The organism is Ruegeria sp. BC7 (genome assembly GCF_056539165.1).
The window spans coordinates 1-24,897 of record NZ_JBQFUL010000004.1; the positions used below are offsets into that span (position 1 = coordinate 1).

Here is a 24,897-nt window from a genome sequence, read left to right on the forward strand (position 1 = left end):
AAGGCGGCCGCACCGTCGGCGCCGGCGTTGTGTCGAAGATCATTGAATAATCGGTAGGCCGGGCTTCAGCCCGGCACATCGGTTAAACTAAAGAAGGCCGCTCCTCACGGGGCGGCCTTTTTTTGAATTTACCGCATAGTAGGCCATCTTATGTTTGAAAAAGCAGTTTGCCACGCGCGAACAAACCTGAGCGAAAGAGCCCGCGCATTAGACGAGGCAGAATTTTCCAGTGTATTTGAGTTTACGGCCTCTACAAAGCAGCTCGCCGACCTTTATGAAGTACGGTCAAGAGTGCCGGGGAAATGGTTGCGTGAAAGACTCGGGCCTTGTTCAGGCAATAGGTGCTTCTACAAGATAAGTGTCGAAGACACGCTGGAACGGGCCAAGCTCCAAGCCGCGTTCCATGTAGCTCAAGGCACAGAGCGTAGTTATGAACTCCCACAACTGAACAAAACTATCTGGGATTCACCCGTGCTCTATGTCGGAACCTCGCGAGACATAGTGAAAAGGTTAAAAGACCATCTCTTTCGCGCCCCTGGTAAAACATTTGCTATGAATTTGGGGCAATGGGCAGAAGACATTTCTGCGCAAGTGAAAGTTGAGGTTTTCTACGTGAAAAGTAGCCAAGCAGAAATGCTTGCTGCGGATATTGAGAATAGCCTGTGGGACATCGAAAAGCCGTGCCTGGGCAAAAGGGGTGGAAAGTAGAGCGCCCCTTGCGTTCAATCAGTCAAAACAAACCCCTTGCCAAACCCCACCAACCCCACTAATACGCGCGAGTTCTCAATAAGAACATCAAGGCGGGGTGATTCCCGCCTTTTGGGTTCGATGAGGGTTGGCGATGCGCGTCTGTCCTCCTCTCAACCTCAACGCCTGATAAAAGGCTGTATCTATGCAAAGCCAAAACATCCGTATTCGGCTGAAGGCATTTGACTATCGCGTTCTGGATGCCAGCACGCAAGAGATCGTCAACACTGCCAAGCGGACCGGCGCGAACGTGCGCGGCCCGATCCCGCTGCCGAACAAGATTGAGAAGTTCACGGTTCTCCGTGGCCCTCACGTTGACAAGAAATCCCGCGACCAGTTCGAGATCCGCACGCACAAGCGTCTGCTCGACATCGTTGATCCGACCCCCCAGACCGTTGACGCGCTGATGAAGCTCGACCTCGCTGCTGGTGTGGACGTCGAGATCAAGCTGCAGTCGTAAGATCGGAGGGTATAGATTATGCGCTCTGGTATTATCGCAAAAAAAGTTGGCATGACCCGCCTGTTCATGGAAGACGGCAAGCAGATTCCTGTGACCGTTCTTCACCTGGACAACCTGCAGGTCGTTGCACAGCGTACCGCTGACAAAGACGGCTACACCGCCGTTCAGCTGGGCGCCGGTGCTGCCAAAGCAAAACGCACCTCGAAGGCCATGCGCGGTCACTATGCCGCTGCCAAGGTCGAGCCCAAGCGTAAGCTGGCCGAGTTCCGCGTCTCCGAAGATGGCCTGATTGATGTGGGCGCCGAGATTTCGGCGGAACACTTCCTGGAAGGTCAGAAAGTTGACGTTTCGGGTACCTCGATCGGTAAAGGCTTTGCCGGTGCGATGAAGCGCCACAACTTCGGTGGTCTGCGCGCTTCGCACGGTGTTTCGATCAGCCACCGTTCGCACGGTTCGACCGGTCAGTGTCAGGACCCGGGCAAGGTGTTCAAAGGCAAGAAGATGGCCGGTCACATGGGTGCTGCCCGTGTAACCACCCAGAACCTGGAAGTCGTCAAAACCGACGCCGACCGGAATCTGGTCTTCATCAAAGGCGCCGTTCCTGGACCGAAATCGGGCTGGGTTACCGTCAAGGACGCCGTCAAGAAGAAAGCACCCGAAGGCCTGCCTTTCCCGGCAGCCGTGAAAGGTGCCGCAACTGAAGCACCTGCGGAAGAAGCTCCCGCGGAAGGTGGTGAAGCATGAAACTTGATGTAATCAAACTGGACGGCGGCAAAGCCGGCAACATCGAGCTGGATGCGGACCTGTTCGGCCTCGAGCCGCGCGCGGACATCCTGCACCGTGTGGTCCGTTGGCAGCGCAACAACGCGCAGGCCGGCACCCACAAGGTCAAGACCCGCTCGGAAACCAGCTACTCGACCAAGAAGATCTATCGCCAGAAGGGCACCGGTGGCGCACGTCACGGTGACCGTAACGCGCCGATCTTCCGTGGTGGTGGTATCTACAAAGGTCCGGTCGTACGTTCGCATGGTCACGACCTACCGAAGAAGTTCCGCAAGCTTGGCCTGCGCCACGCTCTGTCGGCCAAAGCCAAGGCAGGTGAACTGGTTGTGATCGAGAACGCCGAAGCCGAAGGCAAGACCGCTGCACTGGCCAAACAGGTTGCAAACCTGGGCTGGAAACGCGCTCTGGTCATCGACGGCGCGACCGTGAACGAAGGGTTCCTGAAAGCGTCGAAGAACATCGAAGGTCTGGATATCCTGCCGTCGATGGGCGCAAACGTCTATGACATCCTCAAGCGTGACACCCTGGTGCTCACCAAAGCGGCTGTCGAAGCACTGGAGGCTCGTCTGAAATGAGCGCGAAGGCAGAACACTACGACGTGATCCGCAAGCCGATCATCACCGAAAAGTCGACCATGGCGTCCGAGAACGGCGCGGTTGTCTTTGAAGTGGCGATCGACAGCAACAAGCCGCAGATCAAAGAGGCCGTTGAGGCGCTGTTTGGTGTGAAGGTCAAGGCGGTGAACACCACCGTTACCAAAGGCAAGGTCAAGCGGTTCCGCGGCCAGCTGGGTCGTCGGAAAGACGTCAAAAAAGCATATGTGACCCTGGAAGAGGGTAACACCATCGACGTGTCCACCGGTCTCTGATCGGATCACGTTTGTGGCGAGAGATAAAGGCCCCCGCGAAAGCGGGGGTTTTTCTTTGCGCCGATGTCACCAAGTAATCAGGCGCGTTTTGCAATCGTTACCTTGAAGATGGGCGAAGTTCTGAAGGCGCGTCATCAGCCAGAGCGTATTCACGTTCAGATCCCGTGGTGTGCCTAGAGTTTTGTCTCCCAAATCTGATTGGAGTTGGTCAAACAACTTTGGTGTCTGGTCCCTGCGTACCAACCCGTGATCCTTGTGCCAGATAAAAGTGAAAAGCGCTGGCCCGTTGTGGTCGGGCCAAGCTGTACCATAAGTAGCGATTTCAGTTGTGCGTATCGGGAATATTTCGCGCCCAATGATGGTGCCGTCGCTTTGCCTGAGTACGGCCACGGGAAAAAAATAGGGGCGGCTGAAATCTGCATGGGCTTCATAGCTGAGATTGGCCCCGCTGGGGAGTTGCACGCAAGTGTCGAATTTGTTCGAATAGAGTGCAGCAAGCGCCAACATACCAAGGGTCGCAAGCAAAAGGATAGCTGTCCCTAGCAAAACGGTTCCTCTAAGGAATACTCCCAACATCTAATAGTGGCTCTTAGAAGGGTCGCGGTAAAACTGGCCTGTCACCACTGCGTTCCACTTGCCTGCAATTGAGTAGGGAGTGCCATATCTCACGCGTTCTTTGCGCTGCCGGAGCATTCCTTGAAGCCTTTGATCAATCAGATCGGAAAAAAAATCCTCCACCATTTCGGGAATGTCAAAAACCTCGATCCCAACATCCAAGGAATCCGCAAATTCATCGCGCAGATAGAAGTCGAGTGAGCCATTAAGCACTAGTGCTCCGTGTTGCTCTTGGCGGTGGCCCGAAAACTTCCCTCCAATCACAGTATCTCCGATGCTGAAAGAAACAGAAGTCAGGTCATAGGCGTTTTCAAAGTGATATGTTACCACGCCATTTCGAATCTTTCGTGCCTCGCTCGCGAGTTGCTGTTTCAAAGCTTCACCCCGCAAGGTATCGAAGGCTTCGCTTATGTTTCGGAGTTGTCCGATCTGAGACAGTGTCACACCCTGACCATTTCCGAGAAAATAGTGGTCTACATAATCCTGATTGCGCCAAGGTGCGCGGTGATCGGAAATACCTGAAAGTGATATGATTATTTTTTCTTCGATTGCGGCGTAATATGGTTCGGCCACACAGCGGCAACCATAGTCTTCGCCGGGATGCCCGGTCGCAGGTGGATTGTCCCAAGCGAAAACGCGCCCATCGTTTGCGGCATGGCTGGAGCGTACCTTTCCATCGCCGCGTGTTCTCCAAGTGTAGTGGGTGGTGGGTGGCTGCTGCTTGAGCAAGCGTTCGATTGGGATGCCTTTTCTAAGGTAAGACTGAAACGCCTTTTGATATGTGATTTGGTCTACGATCATGGCATGTGTCCCGGTGAGAGTTTGCCACGAAACTGTGATCAGTTGGTTAAGAAACTGGAAATAGTGAGATCGGCACTCTATTTTTAATTGCCTGCGACCATCGACAGATCAAATTGGGCGTTGCCCCCTATAGACACCCACCCCCAACCCTGTTACACGCTCCCAATCTTGCGGCCTCGGATTCGTTCCGGGGCCTCTGATATTTGTAACCGGGGACCTTCGGGGCCCTATACCCTTGGCACCTACGGGGGCCTATCACATAGCGGGGCAGCGCCTCGCACTTGCTAAACGGAAGACAGAAAGCATGGCACTCAAGTCGTACAAGCCGACGACGCCGGGCCAGCGCGGGCTGGTGCTGATCGACCGTTCGGAGCTTTGGAAAGGACGTCCGGTCAAGTCTCTCACAGAGGGTTTGACCAAATCGGGCGGCCGGAACAACACCGGACGGATCACTTCACGCCGCCGCGGCGGTGGCGCAAAGCGTCTCTACCGGATCGTTGACTTCAAACGTAACAAATTTGATGTCGCGGCAACCGTCGAGCGGATCGAATATGACCCGAACCGGACCGCATTCATCGCACTGGTAAAATACGAAGACGGCGAGCAGGCGTATATCCTGGCTCCGCAGCGTCTGGCTGTTGGTGACAAGGTCATCTCGTCGACAAAGGCCGACATCAAGCCGGGCAACGCAATGCCGTTCTCGGGTATGCCCATCGGTACCATCGTCCACAACATCGAGATGAAGCCTGGCAAAGGCGGTCAGATCGCACGTGCGGCCGGTACTTACGCGCAATTCGTTGGTCGCGATGGTGGCTACGCTCAGATCCGTCTGAGCTCGGGCGAACTGCGTCTTGTCCGTCAGGAATGCATGGCCACCGTTGGTGCCGTGTCCAACCCCGACAACAGCAACCAGAACCTCGGTAAAGCCGGTCGTATGCGCCACAAGGGTGTGCGTCCGTCGGTTCGTGGTGTCGCAATGAACCCGATCGATCACCCGCACGGTGGTGGTGAAGGTCGTACCTCGGGTGGCCGTACGCCGGTTACTCCGTGGGGTAAGGACACCAAGGGTAAGCGTACCCGCAACAAGAACAAAGCGTCCCAGAAGCTGATCATCCGCTCGCGGCACGCCAAGAAGAAGGGACGTTAATCTATGTCTCGCTCTGTTTGGAAGGGTCCTTTCGTCGATGCTTACGTGCTGAAAAAAGCCGAAGCAGCGCGCGAGTCGGGCCGCAACGAAGTCATCAAAATCTGGTCGCGTCGTTCCACCATTCTGCCCCAGTTCGTGGGTCTGACCTTTGGTGTGTACAACGGCCAGAAACATATCCCCGTCAACGTCTCGGAAGACATGATCGGTCAGAAGTTCGGTGAATACTCGCCGACCCGTACCTATTATGGCCACGCCGCAGACAAAAAAGCGAAGCGGAAGTAAGTCATGGGCAAGGAAAAGAACCCCCGCCGCGTGGCTGAAAACGAAGCAATGGCGAAAACCCGCATGCTTCGCACCAGCCCGCAGAAACTGAACCTGGTTGCGCAAATGATCCGCGGCAAGAAAGTTGAGAAGGCTCTGACCGACCTGACTTTCTCGAACAAGCGTGTCGCGCAGGACGTTAAAAAGTGCCTGCAATCCGCAATCGCGAATGCCGAAAACAACCACAACCTGGACGTTGACGAGTTGATCGTCGCCGAAGCATGGGTTGGCAAGAACCTGGTCATGAAGCGCGGTCGCCCGCGTGCCCGTGGCCGTTTCGGCAAGATCATGAAGCCGTTCTCGGAGATCACCATCAAGGTGCGTCAAGTTGAGGAGCAAGCCTAATGGGTCATAAAGTAAATCCGATCGGCATGCGCCTGCAGGTCAACCGCACCTGGGACAGCCGCTGGTACGCCGACACCAAGGACTACGGTGATCTTCTGCTGGAAGACCTCAAGATCCGTGAGTTCATCAACAAAGAGTGCAAGCAGGCCGGTGTTGCACGTGTGATCATCGAACGTCCGCACAAAAAGTGCCGCGTGACGATCCACACAGCACGTCCCGGTGTCATCATCGGCAAGAAAGGTGCAGACATCGAAGTTCTGCGCAAAAAGCTTGCTCGTATGACCGACAGCGAACTGCACCTGAACATCGTCGAAGTGCGCAAGCCCGAGCTTGACGCGCAGCTGGTTGCCGAGTCCATCGCTCAGCAACTGGAACGTCGTGTTTCGTTCCGTCGCGCAATGAAGCGCTCGGTTCAGAACGCCATGCGCATGGGCGCCCTGGGTATCCGGGTGAACGTCGCTGGCCGTCTGGGCGGCGCCGAAATCGCACGGACCGAGTGGTACCGCGAAGGCCGCGTGCCTCTGCACACCCTGCGTGCCGACATCGATTACGCACATGCCGAAGCGATGACTCCTTACGGGATCATCGGGATCAAGGTCTGGATCTTCAAAGGTGAGATCATGGAGCACGATCCGCAGGCACGTGACCGTAAAGCACAGGAACTCCAGGACGGCCCTGCACCTCGTGGTGCTGGTGGCGGTCGTCGCTAAGGAGGGAAAGATATGCTTCAACCAAAGCGTACAAAATTCCGCAAGATGCACAAAGGCCGGATCAAGGGCCTCGCCAAGGGCGGCTCTGATCTGAACTTTGGCACCTACGGCCTGAAAGCCCTGCAGCCCGAGCGTGTGACTGCACGCCAGATCGAAGCTGCACGTCGTGCCATGACGCGTCACATGAAGCGTCAGGGCCGCGTCTGGATTCGCATCTTCCCCGACACTCCGGTCACTGCAAAGCCGATCGAAGTTCGTATGGGTAAAGGTAAAGGTTCGGTCGACCGCTGGGCATGCAAAGTCAAGCCTGGCCGCGTGATGTTCGAGATCGACGGCGTCAATGACGACATCGCCCGCGAGGCCCTGCGCCTGGCTGCGATGAAGCTGCCGATCAAGACTCGCGTCGTTGTTCGCGAAGACTGGTAAACGATTGGAGTTCAGGCTCCGTTCGTAACAAAACAGACCCCTGTCGGGAAACCGGCGGGGGTTTTTCTTGGGGGCTCTGCCCCCGCCGCGGCAAGCCGCGACTCCCCCGGGATATTTTCAGCCAGATGAATTGAGGACCCCCATGCTTCATCCGGCTATAAATATCCCGGAGCGCGAGGCAGAGCCTCGCATATTACCCATCGCCTTCTTTGGTGCGCAGGTTTATGAGAAGGCCATGGCACAGATTGAATCTCTCTTTGTAACCCGTCTCTATCGCGCAGCGTTGTCCGAGTTTGATCCCAAGATCGACTCAGAGGAGCTGGAAAGCTCCTGCCTTGTCATCGCCGAGGATGACGAGGCCGGGCAGGAATGGTGTGAAGAAAACGGCTATCCCGGCTATACCAGCTATGCCTCTTTGACTGATCTGCCTTGGCGGTTCCCGATTTTCGCGGACTTGGTCAAGGCGCTGGATCAGCACGTGGCCGCCTTTGCCAAGGATCTGGAGTTTGATCTGGGCGAAGGCGAGTTGAAGCTGGAAGACCTGTGGATCAACATCCTGCCCGAAGGCGGCATGCATTCCAGTCACCTGCACCCGCACAGTGTGATTTCGGGCACGACCTATGTGGCGATGCCCGAAGGGGCGAGCGCGCTGAAGCTGGAAGATCCCCGTTCGGGCCGCATGATGGCCGCGCCGACGCGGATCAAAGCTGGTCGGCGGGACTTGCAGCCGTTCATCTACATGAAGCCGCAGTTGGGGGACGTTCTGCTGTGGGAAAGCTGGCTGCGCCATGAGGTGCCAATGAACATGGCCGAGGAAGAGCGGATTTCCGTCAGTTTTAACTATAAGTGGGAGTGAGGTCCGATCCGCTGCGGCTGTCGCTCTTAGCTCTGGAGGCTCTATCTGGTGCGCACGATATTGCCCCCCTTTACCGAGTGCTCGGAAGAGTCATGAAAAGCCTGGTTTGGATGCGTTGTGCTATGCGCCCAAACTTCCTCTTGCCACCCACCCGCTAAACCCTTATACGGCGGCATCCTGCAAGTCCCCCGGCCGAGTCGGGGGATTCGCATGTCTATCATTCATCCACCAGGTCCAAGGTGACCCTGTCAGGGGGCCTTCTGGTGTTTTGAGCAAAGGAAAAGGCGATGAACGCCCAAGAACTGCGTGACAAGACCCCGGACCAGCTCCGCGAGGAACTGGCCAACCTGAAGAAAGAAAGCTTTAACCTGCGCTTTCAACAGGCAACCGGTCAGCTGGAAAACACTGCTGGTATCAAAGCGGCCCGCCGCAATGCTGCCCGTGTCAAAACCATTCTGAACGAAAAGGCCGCTGCTGCGGCATCCGAGGAGTAATCAGATGCCCAAGCGTATCCTGCAAGGCACCGTGACCAGCGACGCCAACGAACAGACCGTAACCGTATCCGTCGAGCGCCGCTTTACGCATCCGGTTCTGAAGAAAACCATCCGTAAGTCCAAGAAATACCGGGCTCACGATGAAAAGAACGCCTTCAAGGTCGGCGACACAGTCCGCATCATCGAATGCGCGCCGAAATCGAAGACGAAACGTTGGGAAGTTCTGGAAGCGTAAGTTTCCGGGATTTTCCCATTTGTCGAAACCCTGGGGGATTTAACGAGACCAGCCCCCACAGGTCGGGAGAAACCACATGATCCAGATGCAGACCAATCTGGATGTCGCTGACAACTCCGGCGCACGCCGAGTTCAGTGCATCAAGGTCCTGGGTGGTTCCAAGCGTAAATACGCCTCCGTCGGCGACATCATTGTCGTCTCGGTGAAGGAAGCCATCCCGCGCGGCCGCGTAAAGAAAGGTGACGTCCGCAAGGCCGTCGTCGTGCGCACCGCCAAGGAAGTCCGTCGCGAAGACGGCACCGCGATCCGTTTCGATCGCAACGCCGCCGTCATCCTGAACAACAACAACGAGCCCGTAGGTACCCGTATCTTTGGCCCCGTTGTTCGTGAACTGCGCGGCAAGAACTTCATGAAAATCATCTCGCTGGCTCCGGAGGTGCTGTAATCATGGCTGCTAAACTCCGCAAAGGCGACAAGGTCGTCGTGCTGGCCGGCAAGGATAAGGGCAAAGAGGGGACTATCACCTCGGTTGACCCGAAAGCCGGTAAAGCTGTTGTCGAAGGCATCAACATTGCCATCCGTCACACCCGCCAGTCGCAAGCTTCGCAAGGTGGTCGTCTGCCCCAGGCAAACCCGATCCAACTGTCGAACCTGGCGCTGCTGGACAAGAACGGCAAAGCAACCCGCGTTGGCTTCCGCATGGAAGGCGACAAGAAGGTCCGCTTCGCCAAGACCACAGGGGACGTGATCGATGCTTGATAACGCAACCTACACTCCGCGTCTGAAAGCTCAGTACGCCGAAACCATCCGTGCCGCTCTGAAAGAAGAGTTCGGCTACAAGAACGACATGCAGCTGCCCAAGCTGGAAAAAATCGTTCTGAACATCGGGTGTGGCGCTGAGGCCGTCAAAGACTCGAAGAAAGCGAAAGCCGCTGTCGAGGATCTGACTGCAATTGCTGGCCAACAGGCCGTTGCAACCAAGGCGAAGAAGTCGATCGCGGGTTTCCGCGTCCGTGAAGACATGCCGCTGGGCGCGAAAGTGACCCTGCGCGGTGACCGGATGTATGAATTCCTGGATCGTCTGATCACCATCGCGCTGCCGCGCGTTCGTGACTTCCGCGGTGTTAAGCCGTCTTTCGATGGTCAGGGCAACTTTGCCATGGGCATGAAAGAGCACATCGTGTTCCCGGAAATCGACTTCGACAAGGTCGACGAGGTCTGGGGCCTGGATATCGTAATTGCCACCACAGCGAAAACCGACGCTGAAGCAAAGAGCCTGTTGAAAGCTTTCAACATGCCCTTCAACGCTTAAGCGCCGCGAGGATTGAGACATGGCTAAAAAAGCAATGATCGAACGCGAGAAGAAGCGCGAACGCCTGGTGGCCAAATATGCCGCAAAGCGTGCCGAGCTGAAAGAAATCGCGAATGACGAGAGCCGCCCGATGGAAGAGCGTTTCAAAGCGCGTCTGAAACTGGCGAAACTGCCGCGCAACAGCTCGGCCACCCGTCTGCACAACCGTTGTCAGCTGACCGGTCGTCCCCACGCTTACTACCGTAAGCTGAAGGTCAGCCGTATCGCGCTGCGCGAGCTGGGTTCTGCTGGTCAGATCCCCGGCATGGTGAAATCGAGCTGGTAAGGGAGACATAGATATGAATGATCCTATCGGCGATATGCTCACCCGTATCCGCAACGCGCAAATGCGCGGCAAGTCCACCGTTTCCACCCCGGCTTCCAAGCTGCGCGGTTGGGTTCTGGACGTGCTGGCGGACGAAGGTTACATCCGTGGCTATGAAAACACGACCGGTGAAAACGGTCATCCGGCCATCGAAATCAGCCTGAAATACTACGAAGGCACCCCTGTTATTCGCGAACTGAAGCGGGTCTCGAAACCCGGTCGTCGCGTGTACATGGGCGTCAATGACATTCCGCAGGTCCGTCAGGGTCTGGGCGTGTCGATTGTCAGCACTCCGAAAGGTGTGATGTCGGACGCAAACGCTCGCTCCAACAATGTTGGCGGCGAAGTGCTCTGCACCGTCTTCTAAGGAGGTCTGCAATGTCTCGTATTGGTAAAAAACCGGTCGAGCTGCCCAGCGGCGTTACCGCCTCTGTGTCCGGCCAGACCATCGAAGTGAAAGGTCCGAAAGGCACCCGCAGCTTCACCGCCACCGACGACGTGACGCTGTCGGTTGAAGACAACGTGGTCAAGATTGACCCTCGCGGCATGTCCAAGCGGGCACGCCAGCAGTGGGGCATGAGCCGCACCATGGTCGCCAATCTGGTTGAAGGCGTGACAAACGGCTTCAAAAAAGAGCTGGAGATCCAGGGTGTTGGTTACCGGGCTCAGATGCAGGGCAACACCCTGAAACTGAACCTGGGTTACAGCCACGATGTTGATTTCGTTGCTCCGGAAGGTGTCACCATCACCGCGCCGAAGCAGACCGAGATCGTTGTGGAAGGTATCGACCAGCAGCAGGTGGGCGAAGTCGCGGCCAAAATCCGCGAATGGCGCCGTCCCGAGCCGTACAAAGGCAAGGGCATCCGCTATAAGGGCGAGTTCATCTTCCGCAAGGAAGGCAAGAAGAAGTAAGGACGCAAACAATGGCAAACAGCAAAAGAACCCTGTTTCTGAAGCGCCGCCTGCGCGTTCGGAACAAACTTCGCAAAGTCAACGCGGGCCGCGTACGCCTGTCGGTTCACCGCTCGAACAAGAACATCAGCGTTCAGCTGATCGACGACGTTCGTGGCGTGACCCTGGCCGCAGCCTCGACCCTGGAAAAAGATCTGGGTGTTGTTGGCAAGAACAACGTCGAAGCGGCCACCAAAGTGGGCGCGGCTATCGCCGAGCGTGCCAAGAAGGCAGGCGTCGAAGAAGCCTATTTCGACCGCGGTGGCTTCCTGTTCCACGGCAAAGTGAAGGCTGTCGCCGACGCTGCGCGTGAAGGTGGTCTGAAGATCTAAGACCCAGCGCATCCCGAAAAGTGGGAACCGGTTTTCGGATCAAGATGCGCGATACTAAGAACGAGGGCAGCTTGACGGCTGCCCCGATGATCCGGGGGCCTCGGCAACTGTCGGGGCTCACTTGGATTGAAGAAACGGCGCCGTATGCGCCACATGAGAAAAGGGATGCCAAATGGCAGAACGTGAAAACCGTCGGGGCCGTGGCCGCGACCGTGAAGAAGCACCGGAATTTGCAGATCGTCTGGTCGCAATCAACCGCGTGTCGAAAACCGTAAAAGGTGGTAAGCGCTTTGGCTTCGCCGCTCTGGTGGTTGTCGGCGATCAGAAAGGCCGCGTGGGCTTTGGCAAAGGTAAAGCGAAAGAAGTACCTGAGGCCATCCGCAAGGCGACTGAGCAAGCCAAGCGTCAGATGATCCGCGTGCAACTGCGCGAAGGTCGGACCCTGCACCACGACATCGAGGGCCGTCATGGCGCCGGTAAAGTGGTTATGCGCACCGCACCTGAAGGTACTGGTATCATCGCCGGTGGTCCGATGCGTGCCGTGTTTGAAATGCTGGGCGTTAAGGACGTTGTGTCCAAGTCGCTGGGCTCGCAGAACCCGTACAACATGATCCGCGCCACCATCAACGGTCTGCAAAAAGAGCAGAGCCCGCGTTCGGTTGCCGCACGTCGTGGCAAAAAAGTTGCCGACATCCTGCCAAAGCGGGACGAAGCACCGGCTGAAGCCGAAGCGTAAGGAGAGCGAGTCATGGCAAAAACCATCGTCGTCAAGCAGATCGGTTCTCCGATCCGCCGCCCCGCCGAACAGCGCGCAACTCTGATCGGCCTGGGCCTGAACAAGATGCACAAGACCCGTGAACTGGAGGATACTCCTTCGGTCCGCGGCATGGTCAACAAGATCCCGCATCTGGTTGAGATCATCGAAGAGCGCGGCTAAGCGCAAATTCGACGAGCTATTGCAAGCGCCTCCGATACGTTCGGGGGCGCTTTTTTGTTTTCCGTCCCGGATACTTTCACCAGAAACGCTTGTGGTCCCAATGGGCATCGCGGCGAAAAGCAAACTATCGGAACTTCGGTTCTGTTTTCAGGGCGAAGGGCCATGTCCCAAACGCATAACGGCTAGACCGAAACTTCGGTTGTTGGCGATAACACCGGATCATATGTGAGCTCGGTCCCAAACAGGAACACAAACACTGGCCGGAGAATACGCTCTGGTTTTTAAAGGAATCGAGACATGGCAAACACAGCAACATTTACCCGCCAAGGCTTTGGCCTGAGCGCCCGCATCGCAACCTTGTTCATCAAGGTGAAAGAGGCATATGCCCTGCGCACAGAGTACAACCGGACCTATTCGGAACTTCAGGGTCTAACCGACCGTGAACTGAATGACATCGGTGTCCGCCGTTGTGACATCAAGGATATCGCGCGCGAACACGTTTACTGTTCGTAATCGCGAATACCGTAGGATCAGGAGGCGCCGAGAGGCGCCTCTTTTGTTTTTTGGGGGTGGCTCAAAGCAGGATCGATCAGATTTTCTACAGACCGTTGCGGCTTAATCCAAAATGGGCCAAACACGCGATAGGCCGGCTGAGGCCGCGGTGCAGAACAGTTCAAGGGGCGAGAGCGGGTGAAAGAATATCAGATTGGCATGCTGTGGATCGACGGCCAGTTGAGTTTTCTAGAGCAGCTCTGCATCAAGTCGTTTCTCGATGTGGGCCAGCACGTGCGGTTGTACACATACGGTCCGGTCTCCAATGTCCCCGAGGGTGTCGAGCAGCGCGATGCGCGTGAAATTCTGCCTGACGAGGAGGTCATCCTTCACAAACGCACAGGCAGTCCGGCCCTTCATTCCGACAAGTTTCGCGTTCAGATGTTGGCGAAGGTTCCAGATATCATCTGGGCAGACACGGATGCTTATTGCGTCAAGCCTTTTACTACTGAAAACGGCCACCTTCACGGTTGGCTCGCAGCGCATGAGATCAATGGCGGTGTTCTTGCGCTGCCTTCGGACAGCGCAACCTTGCACGACCTGATTGACTATACCAACCATCCCTATCGTATTCCGCATTGGCTTTCGCCGAAACAGCGGTTGCCTCTTATCCAGAGGGCCAGGGCGGGCGAGCACCCTCATGCCAGCGAAATGCCTTGGGGGATCTGGGGGCCGAAGGCTTTGACCTGGCTGTTGAAGCAGAATAACGAAGCCCGTTTCTCGCGGCCGCAGGAGGTTCTTTACCCCGTGACCTACAGGGACAGACGGGCAATGGTAAGAGCCAATGGAAACGCCCAGCGTTTTCTGACTGAAAACACCATGTCAATTCACTTCTACGGCCGTCGTATGCGCGCTTTCATACGCAACCGATTTGATGGGATACCGCATCCTGAAAGTATGATTGGCGAATTGGTGGCCAAGCACGGAATCGATCCCCACGCCGCGCCTTTGAAAAAGGTCACGACGAAAGAAGAGCTTGAGGCCGCGTCGCAAGGGTGACCTTTGCCTCCTGTGGGCTTGCCAACTGAAGTCAACACGCCTATACGCCTGCGGTGGCCTTATGGTCACGAGAATCAAAACCAAGAAATGCCGTGTTTGGCCCATCACGCTTCGGGGGTCACATCCGGCTTAGGAGAAGCGATATGAAACTGCACGAATTGCGCGATAATCCTGGCGCTGCACCGAAACGGACCCGCGTTGGCCGTGGTCCCGGTTCCGGCAAAGGTAAAATGGGTGGCCGTGGTATCAAAGGTCAGAAATCCCGTTCGGGTGTGGCCATCAACGGCTACGAAGGCGGCCAGATGCCGCTGTACCAGCGTTTGCCCAAGCGTGGCTTCAACAAGCCGAACCGCAAGGAATTCGCCGTTATCAACCTGGGCCTGATCCAGAAATTCGTCGACGCCGGTAAGCTGGACGCCAAGGCTGCGATCACCGAAGACGCTCTGGTTGCGTCCGGTCTGGTCCGCCGCAAGCTGGACGGTATCCGTGTTCTGGCCAAGGGTGAAGTCAGCGCCAAGCTGAACTTGGAAGTGACCGGTGCGTCGAAAGCTGCCGTTGCGGCAGTTGAGAAAGCGGGCGGTTCACTGACGGTCACAAAAGCTGCTGCGGCAGAGTAAGCGCTTGTGAGCGGGGCAAGACCCGCTTACATAGACCTCAGAGTTTTCCTAGACGCCGCCCGAGCCGGAAAACGGTTCCGGGCGGTGTTTTCATAAGAGAGACCGATTTATGGTATCAGCAGCAGAACAAATGGCAGCCAACACAAGCTGGTCTGCCCTTGGCAAAGCCACCGATCTGCGCAACCGCATCCTGTTCACGCTGGGTTTGTTGATCGTCTACCGTCTGGGCACCTTTATTCCGGTACCCGGCATCGACGGCCAAGCACTGCGTGAGTTCATGGAGCAGGCGGGGCAGGGCATCGGCGGCATGGTTTCGATGTTTACCGGCGGGGCGCTGGGGCGCATGGGTATTTTTGCCCTCGGCATCATGCCCTACATTTCAGCCTCGATCATCGTGCAGCTGCTGACATCCATGGTTCCCGCGCTCGAACAGCTTAAGAAAGAGGGCGAGCAGGGCCGTAAGAAAATCAACCAGTATACCCGTTTCGGCACAGTGGCACTGGCCACCGTTCAGGCCTATGGTCTGGCGGTTTCGCTGGAATCGGGCGATCTGGCCACCGATCCAGGCCTGTTCTTCCGCTTGTCGACCATGATCACTCTGGTCGGTGGCACCATGTTCCTGATGTGGCTGGGTGAGCAGATCACCGCGCGTGGCATCGGCAACGGTATCTCTCTGATCATTTTCGTGGGCATCATCGCCGAGGTTCCAGCAGCGCTGGCGCAGTTCTTTGCCTCGGGCCGTTCGGGTGCGATCAGCCCGGCCGTGATCATCGGTGTGATCGTGATGGTGATTGCCGTGATTACCTTTGTGGTCTTCATGGAGCGGGCCTTGCGCAAGATCCACATCCAATACCCGCGCCGCCAGGCCGGTATGAAAATCTATGAGGGCGGCTCCAGCCACCTGCCGGTCAAGGTGAACCCTGCGGGCGTGATCCCGGCGATCTTTGCCAGCTCGCTGCTGCTGCTGCCGGTAACGATCTCGACCTTCTCGTCAGGCGCGACCAGCGGACCGATCATGTCGTGGCTTCTGGCCAACTTTGGCCCCGGGCAGCCTCTGTATCTGCTGTTCTTCGCCTCGATGATCGTGTTCTTTGCTTATTTCTACACGTTCAACGTGTCGTTCAAACCGGACGATGTGGCGGACAACCTGAAAAAGCAGAACGGCTTTGTGCCGGGTATCCGTCCGGGCAAGAAAACCGCCGAGTATCTGGAATACGTGGTCAACCGCGTTCTGGTTTTGGGCTCGGCTTATCTGGCGGCGGTTTGTCTGCTGCCTGAGATTCTGCGGAACCAGTTTGCCATCCCGTTCTATTTCGGCGGCACCTCGGTTCTGATTATCGTCTCTGTAACCATGGACACGATCCAGCAGGTTCAGAGCCACCTGCTTGCGCACCAGTACGAAGGGCTTATCGAAAAGTCTCAACTGCGCGGCAAGGGTAAGAAACGCGGCAGGAAGGGACCCGCTCGTCGATGAACATCATTTTATTGGGCCCCCCGGGGGCAGGCAAAGGGACGCAGGCGCGTCACCTGGTTGAAACTCGGGGCATGGTGCAGTTGAGCACTGGCGACATGTTGCGCGAAGCCAAGGACAGCGGCACCGAAATGGGCAACCGCGTGGCCGAGGTGATGGCCAAGGGCCAGCTTGTGACCGACGAAATCGTAATCGGCCTGATTGAAGAAAAGCTGACCACCGAAAAAGGTGCCGGTTTCATCTTTGACGGATTCCCCCGGACATTGGCGCAGGCTGACGCGCTGGCGGCTTTGCTGACCAAGCTGGGTCAGTCGCTGCACACAGTGATCGAGATGCGGGTGGACGATGAGGCGCTTGTTGAACGTATCACTGCGCGCTCGACCTGCGGTGGGTGTGGTGAAGTCTACAACGACAAGACAAAACCGATCCCTGCTGATGGTAAATGCACAAACTGCGGCAAGGAAAATGACTTCAAGCGCCGCGCGGATGACAACGAAGAAAGTCTGCGCACGCGCCTGATGGAGTACTATAAAAAGACCTCGCCGCTGATTGGATACTACTACGCCAAGGGTGATTTGCGCCCGGTCAACGGCCTGGCGGAAATCGGTGAAGTCACCGCTTCGATCGAGGCGATTCTGAGCTGATCTAGAAATGGGCTTGACGGCACCGCCAAAAGCCCATATCGACCCCCATCCCCTTGGGGAATCAAGACCGCAGGCGGGATTCGTCCCAACTGCCCCGACCACCTCGAATAATGCTGGGCCCGCTGGCGACACTGCCAAGGTCAAGCGTTGTGAAAAAAGGTTCTGGAGCTACGGAACCGCAACGAAAAGGAAAGTGACACGTGGCACGTATTGCCGGCGTAAACATCCCGACTGCAAAGCGGGTACCTATCGCCCTCACATATATCACCGGTATCGGAAACACCTCGGCCAAAGCGATCTGCGAAGCCGTAGGCATTGAAGCGACTCGTCGCGTTAACGAACTGTCCGACGCCGAAGTTCTGAAAATTCGCGAGTTTATCGACGAAAACTTCACCGTCGAAGGCGACCTGCGCCGCGAAGTTCAGATGAACGTCAAGCGCCTGATGGACCTGGGCTGCTATCGCGGTCTGCGTCACCGCCGCAACCTGCCGGTTCGCGGTCAGCGCACCCACACCAACGCTCGTACCCGCAAAGGCCCCGCAAAGGCCATCGCTGGTAAGAAGAAATAAGGGAGGGTCTGACTGATGGCACGTGATAAGACTCGCGTTAAGCGCAAAGAGCGTAAGAACATCGCATCGGGCGTCGCCCATGTGAATTCGACCTTCAACAACACCAAGATCCTGATCTCGGACGTGCAGGGCAACGCCATCTCGTGGTCGTCTGCTGGCACCATGGGCTTCAAAGGATCGCGGAAATCGACCCCCTACGCCGCTCAGATGGCTGCAGAAGATGCAGGCAAAAAGGCGCAGGAACATGGCGTCAAGACGCTGGAAGTCGAAGTTCAGGGCCCCGGTTCGGGTCGTGAATCGGCTCTGCGTGCGCTGGCTGCAGTGGGCTTCAACATCACGTCGATTCGTGACGTGACCCCGATCGCTCACAACGGCTGCCGCCCGCCGAAGCGCCGCCGCGTCTAAGCGATTTTGAATTGAGCTGGGGCTGTGTTTTTGCACGGCCCCAGCACGTCATTTTGAACCTCGGGCGTCTGCACCTTGTTGGTCATGGGGCGCGGACAGGAATGGAGGGATTACATGATCCATAAGAATTGGGCAGAATTGATCAAGCCGACCCAGCTGGAAGGCAAGCCGGGCAACGACCCAGCGCGTCAGGCAACCCTGGTTGCCGAACCGCTGGAGCGTGGCTTTGGTCTGACTCTGGGCAACGCGCTGCGCCGCGTTCTGATGAGCAGTCTGCAAGGTGCCGCCATCACCAGCGTTCAGATCGACAACGTTCTGCATGAGTTTTCGTCGGTCGCAGGTGTCCGCGAAGACGTCACTGACATCATCCTGAACCTCAAGCAGGTTGCCCTGCGCATGGAAGTCGAAGGTCCCAAGCGCCTGTCGATCAATGCCAAAGGCCCAGCCGTTGTTACCGCAGGCGACATCAGCGAAAGCGCCGGCATCGAGGTTCTGAACCGCGATCACGTCATCTGCCACCTGGATGATGGCGCCGACCTGTTCATGGAACTGACCGTCAACACCGGTAAGGGCTACGTCTCGGCTGAGAAGAACAAGCCCGAAGATGCGCCTATTGGCCTGATCCCGATCGACGCGATCTATTCGCCGGTCAAGAAGGTTGCCTATGACGTTCAGCCGACCCGTGAAGGTCAGGTTTTGGACTATGACAAGCTGACCCTGAAGATCGAAACCGATGGTTCGATCACGCCGGAAGACGCGCTGGCCTTTGCCGCTCGTATCCTGCAGGACCAGCTGTCGATCTTCGTCAACTTCGACGAGCCGGAATCGGCTGGTCGCCAGGACGAAGACGACGGTCTGGAGTTCAACCCGCTGCTGCTGAAGAAAGTGGACGAGCTGGAACTGTCGGTCCGTTCGGCAAACTGCCTGAAGAACGACAACATCGTTTACATCGGCGACCTGATCCAGAAAACCGAAGCCGAGATGCTGCGCACCCCGAACTTCGGCCGCAAGTCGCTGAACGAGATCAAGGAAGTGCTGTCCGGCATGGGTCTGCACCTCGGCATGGATGTCGAGGACTGGCCGCCCGACAACATTGAAGATCTGGCTAAGAAATTTGAAGACGCGTTCTAAGCGCGTCTTCCCCAATGCCCGGGCTGCCGGGGACTGTATGGGCACTTCCGCCCCAAGGAGAGCCGGTGACACGCATCGCCGGCCAGACAAAGCAAAAACGCAAGATAGGAATTGAACAATGCGTCACGCACGTGGTTACCGCCGCCTGAACCGTACTCATGAGCACCGCAAGGCTCTGTTTGCGAACATGGCTGGCTCGCTCATCGAGCATGAGCAGATCAAAACAACTCTGCCCAAGGCAAAAGAACTGCGCCCGATCATCGAAAAGCTGATCACTCTGGGCAAGCGCGGCGACCTGCACGCCCGCCGTCAGGCCGCAGCACGGCTGAAAGAAGACAAAGACGTCGCCAAGCTGTTCGACGTTCTGGGCCCCCGCTACGCTGAGCGTCAGGGCGGTTATGTCCGCATCCTGAAAGCAGGCTTCCGCTATGGCGACATGGCACCGATGGCGATCATCGAGTTTGTTGATCGTGATCTCGACGCCAAAGGCGCGGCTGACAAGGCCCGCGTTGCTGCTGAAGAAGCCGCAGACGAAGAATAAGAAAGCCCGTCTTTCTGAATGAAACCCCTGCGCCACAGGCGTGGGGGTTTTTTCGTTCTGGCGGCCCCAAAAGCGGATTTGTTGCCAGAATCATTAACTTGGGCGATCCTTGGTCCAATTGAAGGATCGCAATATGTTTAGATATCTTGTCTTAGTACTCGGACTTTGCGCACCCGTTTCTGTGTTCGCGCAGGAGGCATCGCAGGACGCGCAGGCCGACGATACCCTTTTGACCGACGCCGAACTGCAAACGCTGGTCGCGCCGGTCGCGTTATATCCCGACACGTTGCTTATCCAGATATTCGTAGCGGCCACCCAACCGCTTGAGATCGTAAAGGCCGAGCGGTTCCTGCTGGACAACGCGGATCGTGATCCGACAGAGCTAGAGCCCGAGATCGACGCCATGGGATGGGATCCGTCCGTCAGTGTGCTGGCAACGGCCTTCCCCGAAGTCGTTGGGCAGATGGCCACGCATATCGACTGGACCGAGACTATGGGGACCGCGATGCTGGCGCAGTCCGATGACGTGATGGATGCCGTACAGGTCATGCGGGATCAGGCGATTGACAGCGGTGCGCTGATCTCAGGGCCGGAACAGACCGTTGAAGTGGCCGAAGACGAAACGGTTGTGATCACCCCGACAAACACGGAAACGGTTTACGTCCCGCAATATGATCCGCAGACCGTTTACACCGGCCCCTCGACCGGGGACGTGATTGGAACCGCGCTGCTGACGTTCGGAGCTGTCGCACTGATTGACGAAATCTTCGACGACGATGACGATTGGAATGACTATTGGGGCTGCCGGAATTGCGGTGGGTGGAATGGCCAGCCCATCGTCAGAAACCCCGACATCGACATTGATGTGGACGGCAATATCAATATTGGAAACGAGATCGACCGAGGCGACCGGACGAATATCGGCTGGACCCCGGACCCCGAGCGGAAAGAACAGGCGCGCGACAAGATTTCGGATCACAAAAGGCCCGAAGGCGGGCGCGCCGATCTACCTGTCAACCGACCGGAAGGGCGGACGGATGAGCTGCGGGCCAAGCTGAGCCGGGAATCCGGTGCGGCGGATATCAGTCGTGATCGCGCCGCTGCTGTTGCGGCCGGGGCTGGCGCAGGGGCCGTGGCCGGAAGCGCGTTGGCCAACCGTGGCGGTGGCAAGCAACTGCCGAAGGTGAACCGTGGCAACGTAGACGGGGACCGGGCCGCCGCCAAGCAGCAGGCCATTGACCGCACCAAGCAAAGGCCGGACGCCGTCAAGAAACCGGTCAAGCAGAAGCCGCAAAGCGTCAAGAAGCCTCAGGCCAAGAAACCGGCGACGACTCAGCGCAAGCCATCGGCCGCCAAGGGTGCGGCCATGAGAAAGAAATCCTCTGGTAACAGGGCCAAAAGCGCGTCGAAACGTGGACATGCGGCCAAGGGAGCACGGAGAAGGTAATATGCGCAAAGCGGTTGTTTCTGTATTCTTTCTTCTCGCATCTGCTGGCCTGGCGATGTCCGAGGGTGCGCGATTTGACACGCCTCAGACGGCTCTGGACGCGTTTGTGGATGCTCTTAGGGCGGATGACCACAATGCTCTGCTGGAAATTTTTGGGCCTGAAGCCGAAGACCTGATCGGGTCCGGCGATCCCGCCGAAGACAAGCAAAGGCGGCGTGAGGTGCTGGCCATGTACGCCGAAGGCTATCGCTTTCAGCCCGAAGACGACGGGGTCGTGATCCTGTTGGGCGAGGATAGCTGGCCTTTCCCCATCCCGATCCTGCGCAGCGGAGAGGCTTGGCAGTTTGACATCGAAGCGGGCGCTGAAGAAATCGCCGCGCGTGAGATTGGTCTGAACGAGCTGGAAGTAATCGACCTGCTCGAAGCCTATGTTGATCTGCAGGCGGCGTTCCGACTGGTTGATCACAACGGCGATGGCGTCATGGAATTTGCGCGCACCATCATTGCCGATCCGGGCATGCGCAACGGGCTATTTTGGCCGGATGAGGACAGTTTCGTCGGGGCAGCCCTTGCAAGGGCCGCAGCATCCGGATGGAGCGACGGCGAAGCAGATTACGACGCTGAGCCGTTTCTTGGCTACTATTACACGATCCTGCAGGGGCAGGGGCCGAATGCCCCCGGTGGGGCTTATTCCTATATGGTCAGTGACAAGTTCGTGGCCGGCCACGCAATGCTTGCGGTTCCGGCGGACTATGGCGAGACGGGAATTCACTCGTTCCTGGTGGGTGAAAACGGGATCGTCTACGAGGCTGACTTGGGGCCGGAAACACTGGACCTGAGCGCAGACATCGAGACCTATGACCCCGGCCCTGATTGGTCGCCGGTAGAGTGACGCGCCGCTAGGGAACGCCGAGGTCACCTGCAACCCATCAAAGCAGTCGCGCTTAGCGACTGAAGCGGCCATCTTCGTGCGTCGGTGCTTGCATTACAGCGCGCGGAGCCGCATATCCATCTGAGAATTGCAGGTCGAGGAAACAATGCTCCGCACGTCCCTTTCCGCACTTTTCATAGCGTGTGCGTCTCTTGCTGCGGCAGAAACCCGTGTTCCCCAATCACAGGCCGAAATCTCATTGGGATTTGCGCCGGTCGTCAAGCAGGCGTCGCCGGCGGTCGTGAATATCTACGCCAAGATCATACGTCAGGGGCGTGCGAACACCCTATTCTCTGACCCGTTCTTTCAGGACTTTTTCGGTCGCGGGTTCTCGGAGCCTCGCCAACGGGTCCAGAACTCATTGGGGTCCGGTGTGATCCTGTCAGACGATGGCTACGTGGTGTCGAACTACCATGTCGTCGGAACGGCAACCGAGATTCGCGTCGTAACAACAGATCGCCGTGAATATTCGGCGCAGGTCGTGTTGGGTGACAAGGAAAGCGACATCGCCATTCTGCGGCTGGAGGATGCGACGGACCTGCCATACCTTCAAATGCGCGATTCCGATCAGGTCGAGGTTGGAGAGCTGGCTTTGGCCATCGGAAACCCGTTCGGGGTCGGGCAGACCGTATCCTCGGGGATTATTTCAGGGCTGGCGCGCACGGGCACGGCAACCGGCAATGCACGCGGGTACTTCATCCAAACGGATGCTGCGATCAATCCGGGTAACTCGGGCGGTGCACTGATCGACGTGAACGGGGATCTTATCGGGATCAACACGTCTATCCTAACACGATCCGGCGGGTCGAACGGCATCGGCTTTGCCATCCCCGCTAATCTGGTGGCCGCGTTTCTTCGGCAAGCGCAATCTGGCAATGACAGCTTTGTAAGCCCCTGGGCAGGAATGGCCGGGCAGCATATGAGCGCCGACATCGCCGAGTCTCTGGGGCTTGTCATTCCGCAGGGCGTCGTGATCTCGGACCTGCACGCGCTGAGCCCATTGGCCGAGGCCGGTTTGCGCGTTGGAGATGTTGTGACCCATGTTGACGGGGATGAGGTGAACTCACCCGCCGAGATGAAGTTTCGGATGTCTGTGGCAGGTGTCGGCGGTACATCGGTTCTTACCTTGTTGCGCGGCGACAGCAGCGCAGAGATTGAGATCGCGCTGATCAAAGCGCCGGAAACACCGTCAGCGGACCAGACCACGCTGGATGATCAAACGGTCATGCCCGGGCTGGAAGTGTCGCGCATCAATCCGGCGGTGATCTCGCGGATGGGTTTGCTGTTGTCGCAGACCGGGGTCGTCGTGGTCAATGCCGGCCCCTATGGAGGGCGGTCCGGTCTGCGCGCCGGGGACGTGGTCAACAGCGTCAACGGTCAGAGGATTCAACATCCTGACGATCTGGTCGGCGCGCTAACCGATCCGGGCCGCAGGTTGCAGTTCGACATCCTGCGCGGTGGGCGCACCGTGTCTTTGCGGTTCCGATTGTGACGCAATGAGCGATCTGTTCGATACCGGGTCCACCCAGCCCGCGGCAAGCCCTCACCGGCCGCTGGCGGATCGCCTGCGGCCGCAAGCGCTGTCCGAGGTGATCGGGCAGCAGCAGGTTCTGGGCCCGGACGCGCCATTGGGCGTCATGTTGGCGTCAGGTAGTTTGTCGAGCCTGATATTCTGGGGGCCGCCGGGTGTCGGTAAAACGACGATCGCGCGGTTGCTTGCACAGGAAACGGACCTGCATTTCGTTCAGATCAGCGCGATTTTTACCGGCGTACCCGATCTGAAAAAGGTCTTTGAGGCGGCGAAGATACGGCGTCAGAACGGGCAGGGCACGCTTTTGTTCGTGGATGAGATTCACCGGTTCAACAAGGCGCAGCAGGACGGGTTTCTTCCGCATATGGAAGACGGAACGATCCTGTTGGTCGGAGCCACGACCGAAAACCCCTCTTTTGAGCTGAACGCAGCCCTTCTGAGCCGGTCGCAGGTTCTGGTGCTCGAACGTCTGAGCCTGTCTGATCTGGAGCATCTGACCCAACGCGCGGAAAAAGAGCTGGGCCGGGCGTTGCCGCTGACGGGTACCGCGCGCGAAGCGCTTCAGGAAATGGCGGATGGTGACGGTCGGGCTCTGTTGAATCTGGTCGAACAGGTTGCGGCATGGCAGGTCGACGCGCCGCTGGACCCGGATGCTTTGTCCACAAGGCTGATGCGTCGGGCCGCAAAATACGACAAGTCCGGTGATGAACACTACAACCTGATTTCGGCGCTGCACAAATCAGTGCGGGGGTCCGACCCCGACGCGGCTTTGTACTGGTTTGCGCGGATGCTAACGGGGGGTGAGGATCCTCGATATCTGGCGCGCCGGATCACTCGGATGGCGGTTGAGGATATCGGGTTGGCTGACCCGCAGGCTCAGGCGATTTGTCTGCAATCTTGGGAAACCTATGAACGTCTTGGCAGCCCGGAAGGGGAACTGGCCTTGGCGCAGGCGCTGGTCTATCTGGCCTTGGCACCCAAGTCGAACGGGGCTTATGTGGGGTACAAGGCCGCCATGCGGCTGGCCAAACAATCCGGTAGCGAGCCTCCGCCCAAACATATTCTGAACGCGCCGACCTCCCTGATGAAAGATCAGGGCTATGGCGCGGGCTATGCCTATGACCACGACGCCGAAGATGGTTTCTCCGGTCAGAATTATTTCCCGGACGGCATGCAGCGGCCGGATCTCTACCAGCCCGTCGAACGCGGCTTCGAGCGCGAGTTGAAAAAGCGATTGGAATACTTCGCCAAGCTCCGCGCGCAGCGCAACGGCTAACGCCTGCTTGACTCTTGCGGTCGGGCACGCCACAGACGCGCATGTTTTCTATGGCACTGAAAGACACGCATTTCGCACG

At 57.6% G+C, this 24,897-nt stretch carries 37 protein-coding genes; 35 read left to right on the forward strand and 2 right to left on the reverse strand.

Features of this window, described 5'->3' with window-relative positions; genetic code table 11:
* Positions 1 to 150 precede the first annotated feature (150 nt).
* The 5 genes from ACR0KS_RS12390 to ACR0KS_RS12410 all read left to right on the forward strand — a co-directional run bounded on the left by ACR0KS_RS12390 (position 151) and on the right by ACR0KS_RS12410 (position 2,858).
* Positions 151 to 708, forward strand: coding sequence for a hypothetical protein (locus tag ACR0KS_RS12390; protein ID WP_170566029.1), 558 nt, complete (start codon positions 151 to 153; stop codon positions 706 to 708).
* Between the two features lie 184 nt (positions 709 to 892).
* Positions 893 to 1,207, forward strand: a complete 315-nt coding sequence (gene rpsJ / locus ACR0KS_RS12395; RefSeq protein WP_008756422.1) for a 30S ribosomal protein S10 — start codon at positions 893 to 895, stop codon at positions 1,205 to 1,207.
* 18 nt (positions 1,208 to 1,225) lie between these two features.
* Entirely contained in the window at positions 1,226 to 1,951 is a 726-nt protein-coding gene (rplC, locus tag ACR0KS_RS12400; RefSeq protein ID WP_170389921.1) for a 50S ribosomal protein L3, read from the forward strand.
* Positions 1,948 to 2,565 carry a 50S ribosomal protein L4 gene (gene rplD / locus ACR0KS_RS12405; RefSeq protein ID WP_010437039.1) on the forward strand — a complete coding sequence of 206 codons (618 nt, stop codon included), beginning with the start codon at positions 1,948 to 1,950 and terminating at the stop codon, positions 2,563 to 2,565. Before rplC ends, rplD begins: the two co-directional genes overlap by 4 nt.
* Positions 2,562 to 2,858: a 50S ribosomal protein L23 gene (locus ACR0KS_RS12410; protein WP_008757532.1), complete on the forward strand. Its 297-nt coding sequence runs from the start codon at positions 2,562 to 2,564 to the stop codon at positions 2,856 to 2,858. Before rplD ends, ACR0KS_RS12410 begins: the two co-directional genes overlap by 4 nt.
* Positions 2,859 to 2,924: 66 nt before the next feature.
* Here ACR0KS_RS12410 and ACR0KS_RS12415 read toward each other — a convergent pair whose 3' ends face one another.
* Entirely contained in the window at positions 2,925 to 3,434 is a 510-nt protein-coding gene (locus ACR0KS_RS12415) for a hypothetical protein (RefSeq protein WP_170566032.1), read from the reverse strand.
* Positions 3,435 to 4,274, reverse strand: a complete 840-nt coding sequence (locus tag ACR0KS_RS12420) for a phage minor head protein (protein WP_170566035.1) — start codon at positions 4,272 to 4,274, stop codon at positions 3,435 to 3,437.
* Positions 4,275 to 4,578: 304 nt separating this feature from the next.
* Between ACR0KS_RS12420 and rplB the strand changes: the two genes are divergently transcribed.
* The 30 genes from rplB (at position 4,579) to ACR0KS_RS12570 (ending at position 24,818) form a co-directional block, all read left to right on the forward strand.
* Entirely contained in the window at positions 4,579 to 5,421 is an 843-nt protein-coding gene (gene rplB, locus ACR0KS_RS12425) for a 50S ribosomal protein L2 (RefSeq protein WP_170389924.1), read from the forward strand.
* Between the two features lie 3 nt (positions 5,422 to 5,424).
* Positions 5,425 to 5,703, forward strand: a complete 279-nt coding sequence (gene rpsS, locus ACR0KS_RS12430) for a 30S ribosomal protein S19 (RefSeq protein ID WP_005980699.1) — start codon at positions 5,425 to 5,427, stop codon at positions 5,701 to 5,703.
* A 3-nt stretch (positions 5,704 to 5,706) separates the two neighbouring features.
* Positions 5,707 to 6,087 carry a 50S ribosomal protein L22 gene (gene rplV, locus ACR0KS_RS12435; protein WP_039538267.1) on the forward strand — a complete coding sequence of 127 codons (381 nt, stop codon included), beginning with the start codon at positions 5,707 to 5,709 and terminating at the stop codon, positions 6,085 to 6,087.
* A complete protein-coding gene (gene rpsC, locus ACR0KS_RS12440; protein ID WP_008758042.1) occupies positions 6,087 to 6,797 on the forward strand; it encodes a 30S ribosomal protein S3 in 711 nt (236 codons plus the stop codon). The genes rplV and rpsC overlap by 1 nt, the downstream gene beginning before the upstream one ends.
* A 12-nt stretch (positions 6,798 to 6,809) precedes the next feature.
* A complete protein-coding gene (rplP, locus tag ACR0KS_RS12445; protein WP_170485545.1) occupies positions 6,810 to 7,223 on the forward strand; it encodes a 50S ribosomal protein L16 in 414 nt (137 codons plus the stop codon).
* A gap of 235 nt (positions 7,224 to 7,458) precedes the next feature.
* Complete coding sequence (locus ACR0KS_RS12450) at positions 7,459 to 8,079, forward strand: 2OG-Fe(II) oxygenase family protein (protein ID WP_170566038.1); 621 nt, start codon at positions 7,459 to 7,461, stop codon at positions 8,077 to 8,079.
* 287 nt (positions 8,080 to 8,366) lie between these two features.
* Positions 8,367 to 8,573 (forward strand): 50S ribosomal protein L29, encoded by a 207-nt coding sequence (gene rpmC, locus ACR0KS_RS12455; protein WP_010437082.1) that lies wholly within the window; start codon positions 8,367 to 8,369, stop codon positions 8,571 to 8,573.
* A 4-nt stretch (positions 8,574 to 8,577) separates the two neighbouring features.
* Positions 8,578 to 8,808: a 30S ribosomal protein S17 gene (rpsQ, locus tag ACR0KS_RS12460; RefSeq protein WP_068340771.1), complete on the forward strand. Its 231-nt coding sequence runs from the start codon at positions 8,578 to 8,580 to the stop codon at positions 8,806 to 8,808.
* 76 nt (positions 8,809 to 8,884) lie between these two features.
* Positions 8,885 to 9,253 (forward strand): 50S ribosomal protein L14, encoded by a 369-nt coding sequence (gene rplN / locus ACR0KS_RS12465; protein WP_008757934.1) that lies wholly within the window; start codon positions 8,885 to 8,887, stop codon positions 9,251 to 9,253.
* Positions 9,254 to 9,255: 2 nt separating this feature from the next.
* Positions 9,256 to 9,567, forward strand: a complete 312-nt coding sequence (rplX, locus tag ACR0KS_RS12470; RefSeq protein ID WP_170389927.1) for a 50S ribosomal protein L24 — start codon at positions 9,256 to 9,258, stop codon at positions 9,565 to 9,567.
* Positions 9,560 to 10,120 (forward strand): 50S ribosomal protein L5, encoded by a 561-nt coding sequence (gene rplE / locus ACR0KS_RS12475; protein ID WP_170389929.1) that lies wholly within the window; start codon positions 9,560 to 9,562, stop codon positions 10,118 to 10,120. The genes rplX and rplE overlap by 8 nt, the downstream gene beginning before the upstream one ends.
* A 19-nt stretch (positions 10,121 to 10,139) precedes the next feature.
* On the forward strand, positions 10,140 to 10,445 hold the full coding sequence (gene rpsN, locus ACR0KS_RS12480) for a 30S ribosomal protein S14 (protein ID WP_068340744.1): 306 nt from the start codon (positions 10,140 to 10,142) through the stop codon (positions 10,443 to 10,445).
* 13 nt (positions 10,446 to 10,458) lie between these two features.
* Entirely contained in the window at positions 10,459 to 10,851 is a 393-nt protein-coding gene (gene rpsH / locus ACR0KS_RS12485; protein ID WP_155148687.1) for a 30S ribosomal protein S8, read from the forward strand.
* An 11-nt stretch (positions 10,852 to 10,862) separates the two neighbouring features.
* Positions 10,863 to 11,396, forward strand: coding sequence for a 50S ribosomal protein L6 (gene rplF, locus ACR0KS_RS12490; RefSeq protein WP_170389931.1), 534 nt, complete (start codon positions 10,863 to 10,865; stop codon positions 11,394 to 11,396).
* 11 nt (positions 11,397 to 11,407) lie between these two features.
* Positions 11,408 to 11,767, forward strand: a complete 360-nt coding sequence (rplR, locus tag ACR0KS_RS12495) for a 50S ribosomal protein L18 (RefSeq protein WP_170356678.1) — start codon at positions 11,408 to 11,410, stop codon at positions 11,765 to 11,767.
* A gap of 172 nt (positions 11,768 to 11,939) precedes the next feature.
* The gene (gene rpsE, locus ACR0KS_RS12500; protein WP_170356677.1) at positions 11,940 to 12,503 is read left to right on the forward strand and encodes a 30S ribosomal protein S5; all 564 of its coding nucleotides are present in this window, start codon (positions 11,940 to 11,942) and stop codon (positions 12,501 to 12,503) included.
* 12 nt (positions 12,504 to 12,515) lie between these two features.
* Entirely contained in the window at positions 12,516 to 12,704 is a 189-nt protein-coding gene (gene rpmD / locus ACR0KS_RS12505; protein ID WP_008757946.1) for a 50S ribosomal protein L30, read from the forward strand.
* A gap of 297 nt (positions 12,705 to 13,001) precedes the next feature.
* A complete protein-coding gene (locus ACR0KS_RS12510) occupies positions 13,002 to 13,217 on the forward strand; it encodes a DUF1127 domain-containing protein (RefSeq protein ID WP_170389933.1) in 216 nt (71 codons plus the stop codon).
* 177 nt (positions 13,218 to 13,394) lie between these two features.
* Positions 13,395 to 14,255, forward strand: coding sequence for a hypothetical protein (locus tag ACR0KS_RS12515; protein WP_480693227.1), 861 nt, complete (start codon positions 13,395 to 13,397; stop codon positions 14,253 to 14,255).
* A 143-nt stretch (positions 14,256 to 14,398) separates the two neighbouring features.
* Positions 14,399 to 14,872, forward strand: coding sequence for a 50S ribosomal protein L15 (gene rplO / locus ACR0KS_RS12520; protein WP_170389935.1), 474 nt, complete (start codon positions 14,399 to 14,401; stop codon positions 14,870 to 14,872).
* A 109-nt stretch (positions 14,873 to 14,981) separates the two neighbouring features.
* Positions 14,982 to 16,346 (forward strand): preprotein translocase subunit SecY, encoded by a 1,365-nt coding sequence (secY, locus tag ACR0KS_RS12525; RefSeq protein WP_170389937.1) that lies wholly within the window; start codon positions 14,982 to 14,984, stop codon positions 16,344 to 16,346.
* On the forward strand, positions 16,343 to 16,987 hold the full coding sequence (locus tag ACR0KS_RS12530; RefSeq protein ID WP_170389939.1) for an adenylate kinase: 645 nt from the start codon (positions 16,343 to 16,345) through the stop codon (positions 16,985 to 16,987). Before secY ends, ACR0KS_RS12530 begins: the two co-directional genes overlap by 4 nt.
* A 200-nt stretch (positions 16,988 to 17,187) precedes the next feature.
* The gene (gene rpsM, locus ACR0KS_RS12535) at positions 17,188 to 17,556 is read left to right on the forward strand and encodes a 30S ribosomal protein S13 (RefSeq protein ID WP_170377641.1); all 369 of its coding nucleotides are present in this window, start codon (positions 17,188 to 17,190) and stop codon (positions 17,554 to 17,556) included.
* Between the two features lie 15 nt (positions 17,557 to 17,571).
* Complete coding sequence (gene rpsK, locus ACR0KS_RS12540; RefSeq protein WP_008757289.1) at positions 17,572 to 17,961, forward strand: 30S ribosomal protein S11; 390 nt, start codon at positions 17,572 to 17,574, stop codon at positions 17,959 to 17,961.
* 114 nt (positions 17,962 to 18,075) lie between these two features.
* Entirely contained in the window at positions 18,076 to 19,092 is a 1,017-nt protein-coding gene (locus ACR0KS_RS12545; protein WP_058276312.1) for a DNA-directed RNA polymerase subunit alpha, read from the forward strand.
* 118 nt (positions 19,093 to 19,210) lie between these two features.
* On the forward strand, positions 19,211 to 19,633 hold the full coding sequence (rplQ, locus tag ACR0KS_RS12550; protein ID WP_170389941.1) for a 50S ribosomal protein L17: 423 nt from the start codon (positions 19,211 to 19,213) through the stop codon (positions 19,631 to 19,633).
* Positions 19,634 to 19,766: 133 nt separating this feature from the next.
* On the forward strand, positions 19,767 to 21,080 hold the full coding sequence (locus ACR0KS_RS12555; protein ID WP_170566041.1) for a DUF3300 domain-containing protein: 1,314 nt from the start codon (positions 19,767 to 19,769) through the stop codon (positions 21,078 to 21,080).
* 1 nt (position 21,081) lies between these two features.
* Positions 21,082 to 21,972, forward strand: a complete 891-nt coding sequence (locus tag ACR0KS_RS12560) for a DUF2950 family protein (RefSeq protein WP_170566044.1) — start codon at positions 21,082 to 21,084, stop codon at positions 21,970 to 21,972.
* A 145-nt stretch (positions 21,973 to 22,117) separates the two neighbouring features.
* Complete coding sequence (locus tag ACR0KS_RS12565) at positions 22,118 to 23,503, forward strand: trypsin-like peptidase domain-containing protein (RefSeq protein ID WP_170566047.1); 1,386 nt, start codon at positions 22,118 to 22,120, stop codon at positions 23,501 to 23,503.
* A 4-nt stretch (positions 23,504 to 23,507) separates the two neighbouring features.
* Entirely contained in the window at positions 23,508 to 24,818 is a 1,311-nt protein-coding gene (locus ACR0KS_RS12570) for a replication-associated recombination protein A (protein WP_170566050.1), read from the forward strand.
* Positions 24,819 to 24,897: the final 79 nt, after the last annotated feature.

Excerpts from the sequence above, each read along its gene's own strand:
- rplX (WP_170389927.1), top strand. The coding sequence starts at position 9,256 with ATGGCTGCTAAACTCCGCAAAGGCGACAAGGTCGTCGTGCTGGCCGGC.
- rplO (WP_170389935.1), top strand. The coding sequence starts at position 14,399 with ATGAAACTGCACGAATTGCGCGATAATCCTGGCGCTGCACCGAAACGG.
- ACR0KS_RS12390 (WP_170566029.1), top strand. The coding sequence starts at position 151 with ATGTTTGAAAAAGCAGTTTGCCACGCGCGAACAAACCTGAGCGAAAGA.
- ACR0KS_RS12510 (WP_170389933.1), top strand. The coding sequence starts at position 13,002 with ATGGCAAACACAGCAACATTTACCCGCCAAGGCTTTGGCCTGAGCGCC.
- ACR0KS_RS12415 (WP_170566032.1), bottom strand. The coding sequence starts at position 3,434 with ATGTTGGGAGTATTCCTTAGAGGAACCGTTTTGCTAGGGACAGCTATC.
- rplD (WP_010437039.1), top strand. The coding sequence starts at position 1,948 with ATGAAACTTGATGTAATCAAACTGGACGGCGGCAAAGCCGGCAACATC.
- rplQ (WP_170389941.1), top strand. The coding sequence starts at position 19,211 with ATGCGTCACGCACGTGGTTACCGCCGCCTGAACCGTACTCATGAGCAC.
- rpsQ (WP_068340771.1), top strand. The coding sequence starts at position 8,578 with ATGCCCAAGCGTATCCTGCAAGGCACCGTGACCAGCGACGCCAACGAA.
- rplV (WP_039538267.1), top strand. The coding sequence starts at position 5,707 with ATGGGCAAGGAAAAGAACCCCCGCCGCGTGGCTGAAAACGAAGCAATG.
- rplR (WP_170356678.1), top strand. The coding sequence starts at position 11,408 with ATGGCAAACAGCAAAAGAACCCTGTTTCTGAAGCGCCGCCTGCGCGTT.
- rpsC (WP_008758042.1), top strand. The coding sequence starts at position 6,087 with ATGGGTCATAAAGTAAATCCGATCGGCATGCGCCTGCAGGTCAACCGC.
- rpsJ (WP_008756422.1), top strand. The coding sequence starts at position 893 with ATGCAAAGCCAAAACATCCGTATTCGGCTGAAGGCATTTGACTATCGC.
- secY (WP_170389937.1), top strand. The coding sequence starts at position 14,982 with ATGGTATCAGCAGCAGAACAAATGGCAGCCAACACAAGCTGGTCTGCC.
- rpsS (WP_005980699.1), top strand. The coding sequence starts at position 5,425 with ATGTCTCGCTCTGTTTGGAAGGGTCCTTTCGTCGATGCTTACGTGCTG.
- ACR0KS_RS12410 (WP_008757532.1), top strand. The coding sequence starts at position 2,562 with ATGAGCGCGAAGGCAGAACACTACGACGTGATCCGCAAGCCGATCATC.
- ACR0KS_RS12560 (WP_170566044.1), top strand. The coding sequence starts at position 21,082 with ATGCGCAAAGCGGTTGTTTCTGTATTCTTTCTTCTCGCATCTGCTGGC.
- rplE (WP_170389929.1), top strand. The coding sequence starts at position 9,560 with ATGCTTGATAACGCAACCTACACTCCGCGTCTGAAAGCTCAGTACGCC.
- rplC (WP_170389921.1), top strand. The coding sequence starts at position 1,226 with ATGCGCTCTGGTATTATCGCAAAAAAAGTTGGCATGACCCGCCTGTTC.
- rpmC (WP_010437082.1), top strand. The coding sequence starts at position 8,367 with ATGAACGCCCAAGAACTGCGTGACAAGACCCCGGACCAGCTCCGCGAG.
- rplP (WP_170485545.1), top strand. The coding sequence starts at position 6,810 with ATGCTTCAACCAAAGCGTACAAAATTCCGCAAGATGCACAAAGGCCGG.
- ACR0KS_RS12450 (WP_170566038.1), top strand. The coding sequence starts at position 7,459 with ATGGCACAGATTGAATCTCTCTTTGTAACCCGTCTCTATCGCGCAGCG.
- ACR0KS_RS12420 (WP_170566035.1), bottom strand. The coding sequence starts at position 4,274 with ATGATCGTAGACCAAATCACATATCAAAAGGCGTTTCAGTCTTACCTT.
- rpsN (WP_068340744.1), top strand. The coding sequence starts at position 10,140 with ATGGCTAAAAAAGCAATGATCGAACGCGAGAAGAAGCGCGAACGCCTG.
- ACR0KS_RS12565 (WP_170566047.1), top strand. The coding sequence starts at position 22,118 with ATGCTCCGCACGTCCCTTTCCGCACTTTTCATAGCGTGTGCGTCTCTT.
- rpmD (WP_008757946.1), top strand. The coding sequence starts at position 12,516 with ATGGCAAAAACCATCGTCGTCAAGCAGATCGGTTCTCCGATCCGCCGC.
- rplF (WP_170389931.1), top strand. The coding sequence starts at position 10,863 with ATGTCTCGTATTGGTAAAAAACCGGTCGAGCTGCCCAGCGGCGTTACC.
- rpsH (WP_155148687.1), top strand. The coding sequence starts at position 10,459 with ATGAATGATCCTATCGGCGATATGCTCACCCGTATCCGCAACGCGCAA.
- ACR0KS_RS12570 (WP_170566050.1), top strand. The coding sequence starts at position 23,508 with ATGAGCGATCTGTTCGATACCGGGTCCACCCAGCCCGCGGCAAGCCCT.
- ACR0KS_RS12545 (WP_058276312.1), top strand. The coding sequence starts at position 18,076 with ATGATCCATAAGAATTGGGCAGAATTGATCAAGCCGACCCAGCTGGAA.
- ACR0KS_RS12530 (WP_170389939.1), top strand. The coding sequence starts at position 16,343 with ATGAACATCATTTTATTGGGCCCCCCGGGGGCAGGCAAAGGGACGCAG.
- rpsK (WP_008757289.1), top strand. The coding sequence starts at position 17,572 with ATGGCACGTGATAAGACTCGCGTTAAGCGCAAAGAGCGTAAGAACATC.
- rpsE (WP_170356677.1), top strand. The coding sequence starts at position 11,940 with ATGGCAGAACGTGAAAACCGTCGGGGCCGTGGCCGCGACCGTGAAGAA.
- rplB (WP_170389924.1), top strand. The coding sequence starts at position 4,579 with ATGGCACTCAAGTCGTACAAGCCGACGACGCCGGGCCAGCGCGGGCTG.
- rplN (WP_008757934.1), top strand. The coding sequence starts at position 8,885 with ATGATCCAGATGCAGACCAATCTGGATGTCGCTGACAACTCCGGCGCA.
- ACR0KS_RS12555 (WP_170566041.1), top strand. The coding sequence starts at position 19,767 with ATGTTTAGATATCTTGTCTTAGTACTCGGACTTTGCGCACCCGTTTCT.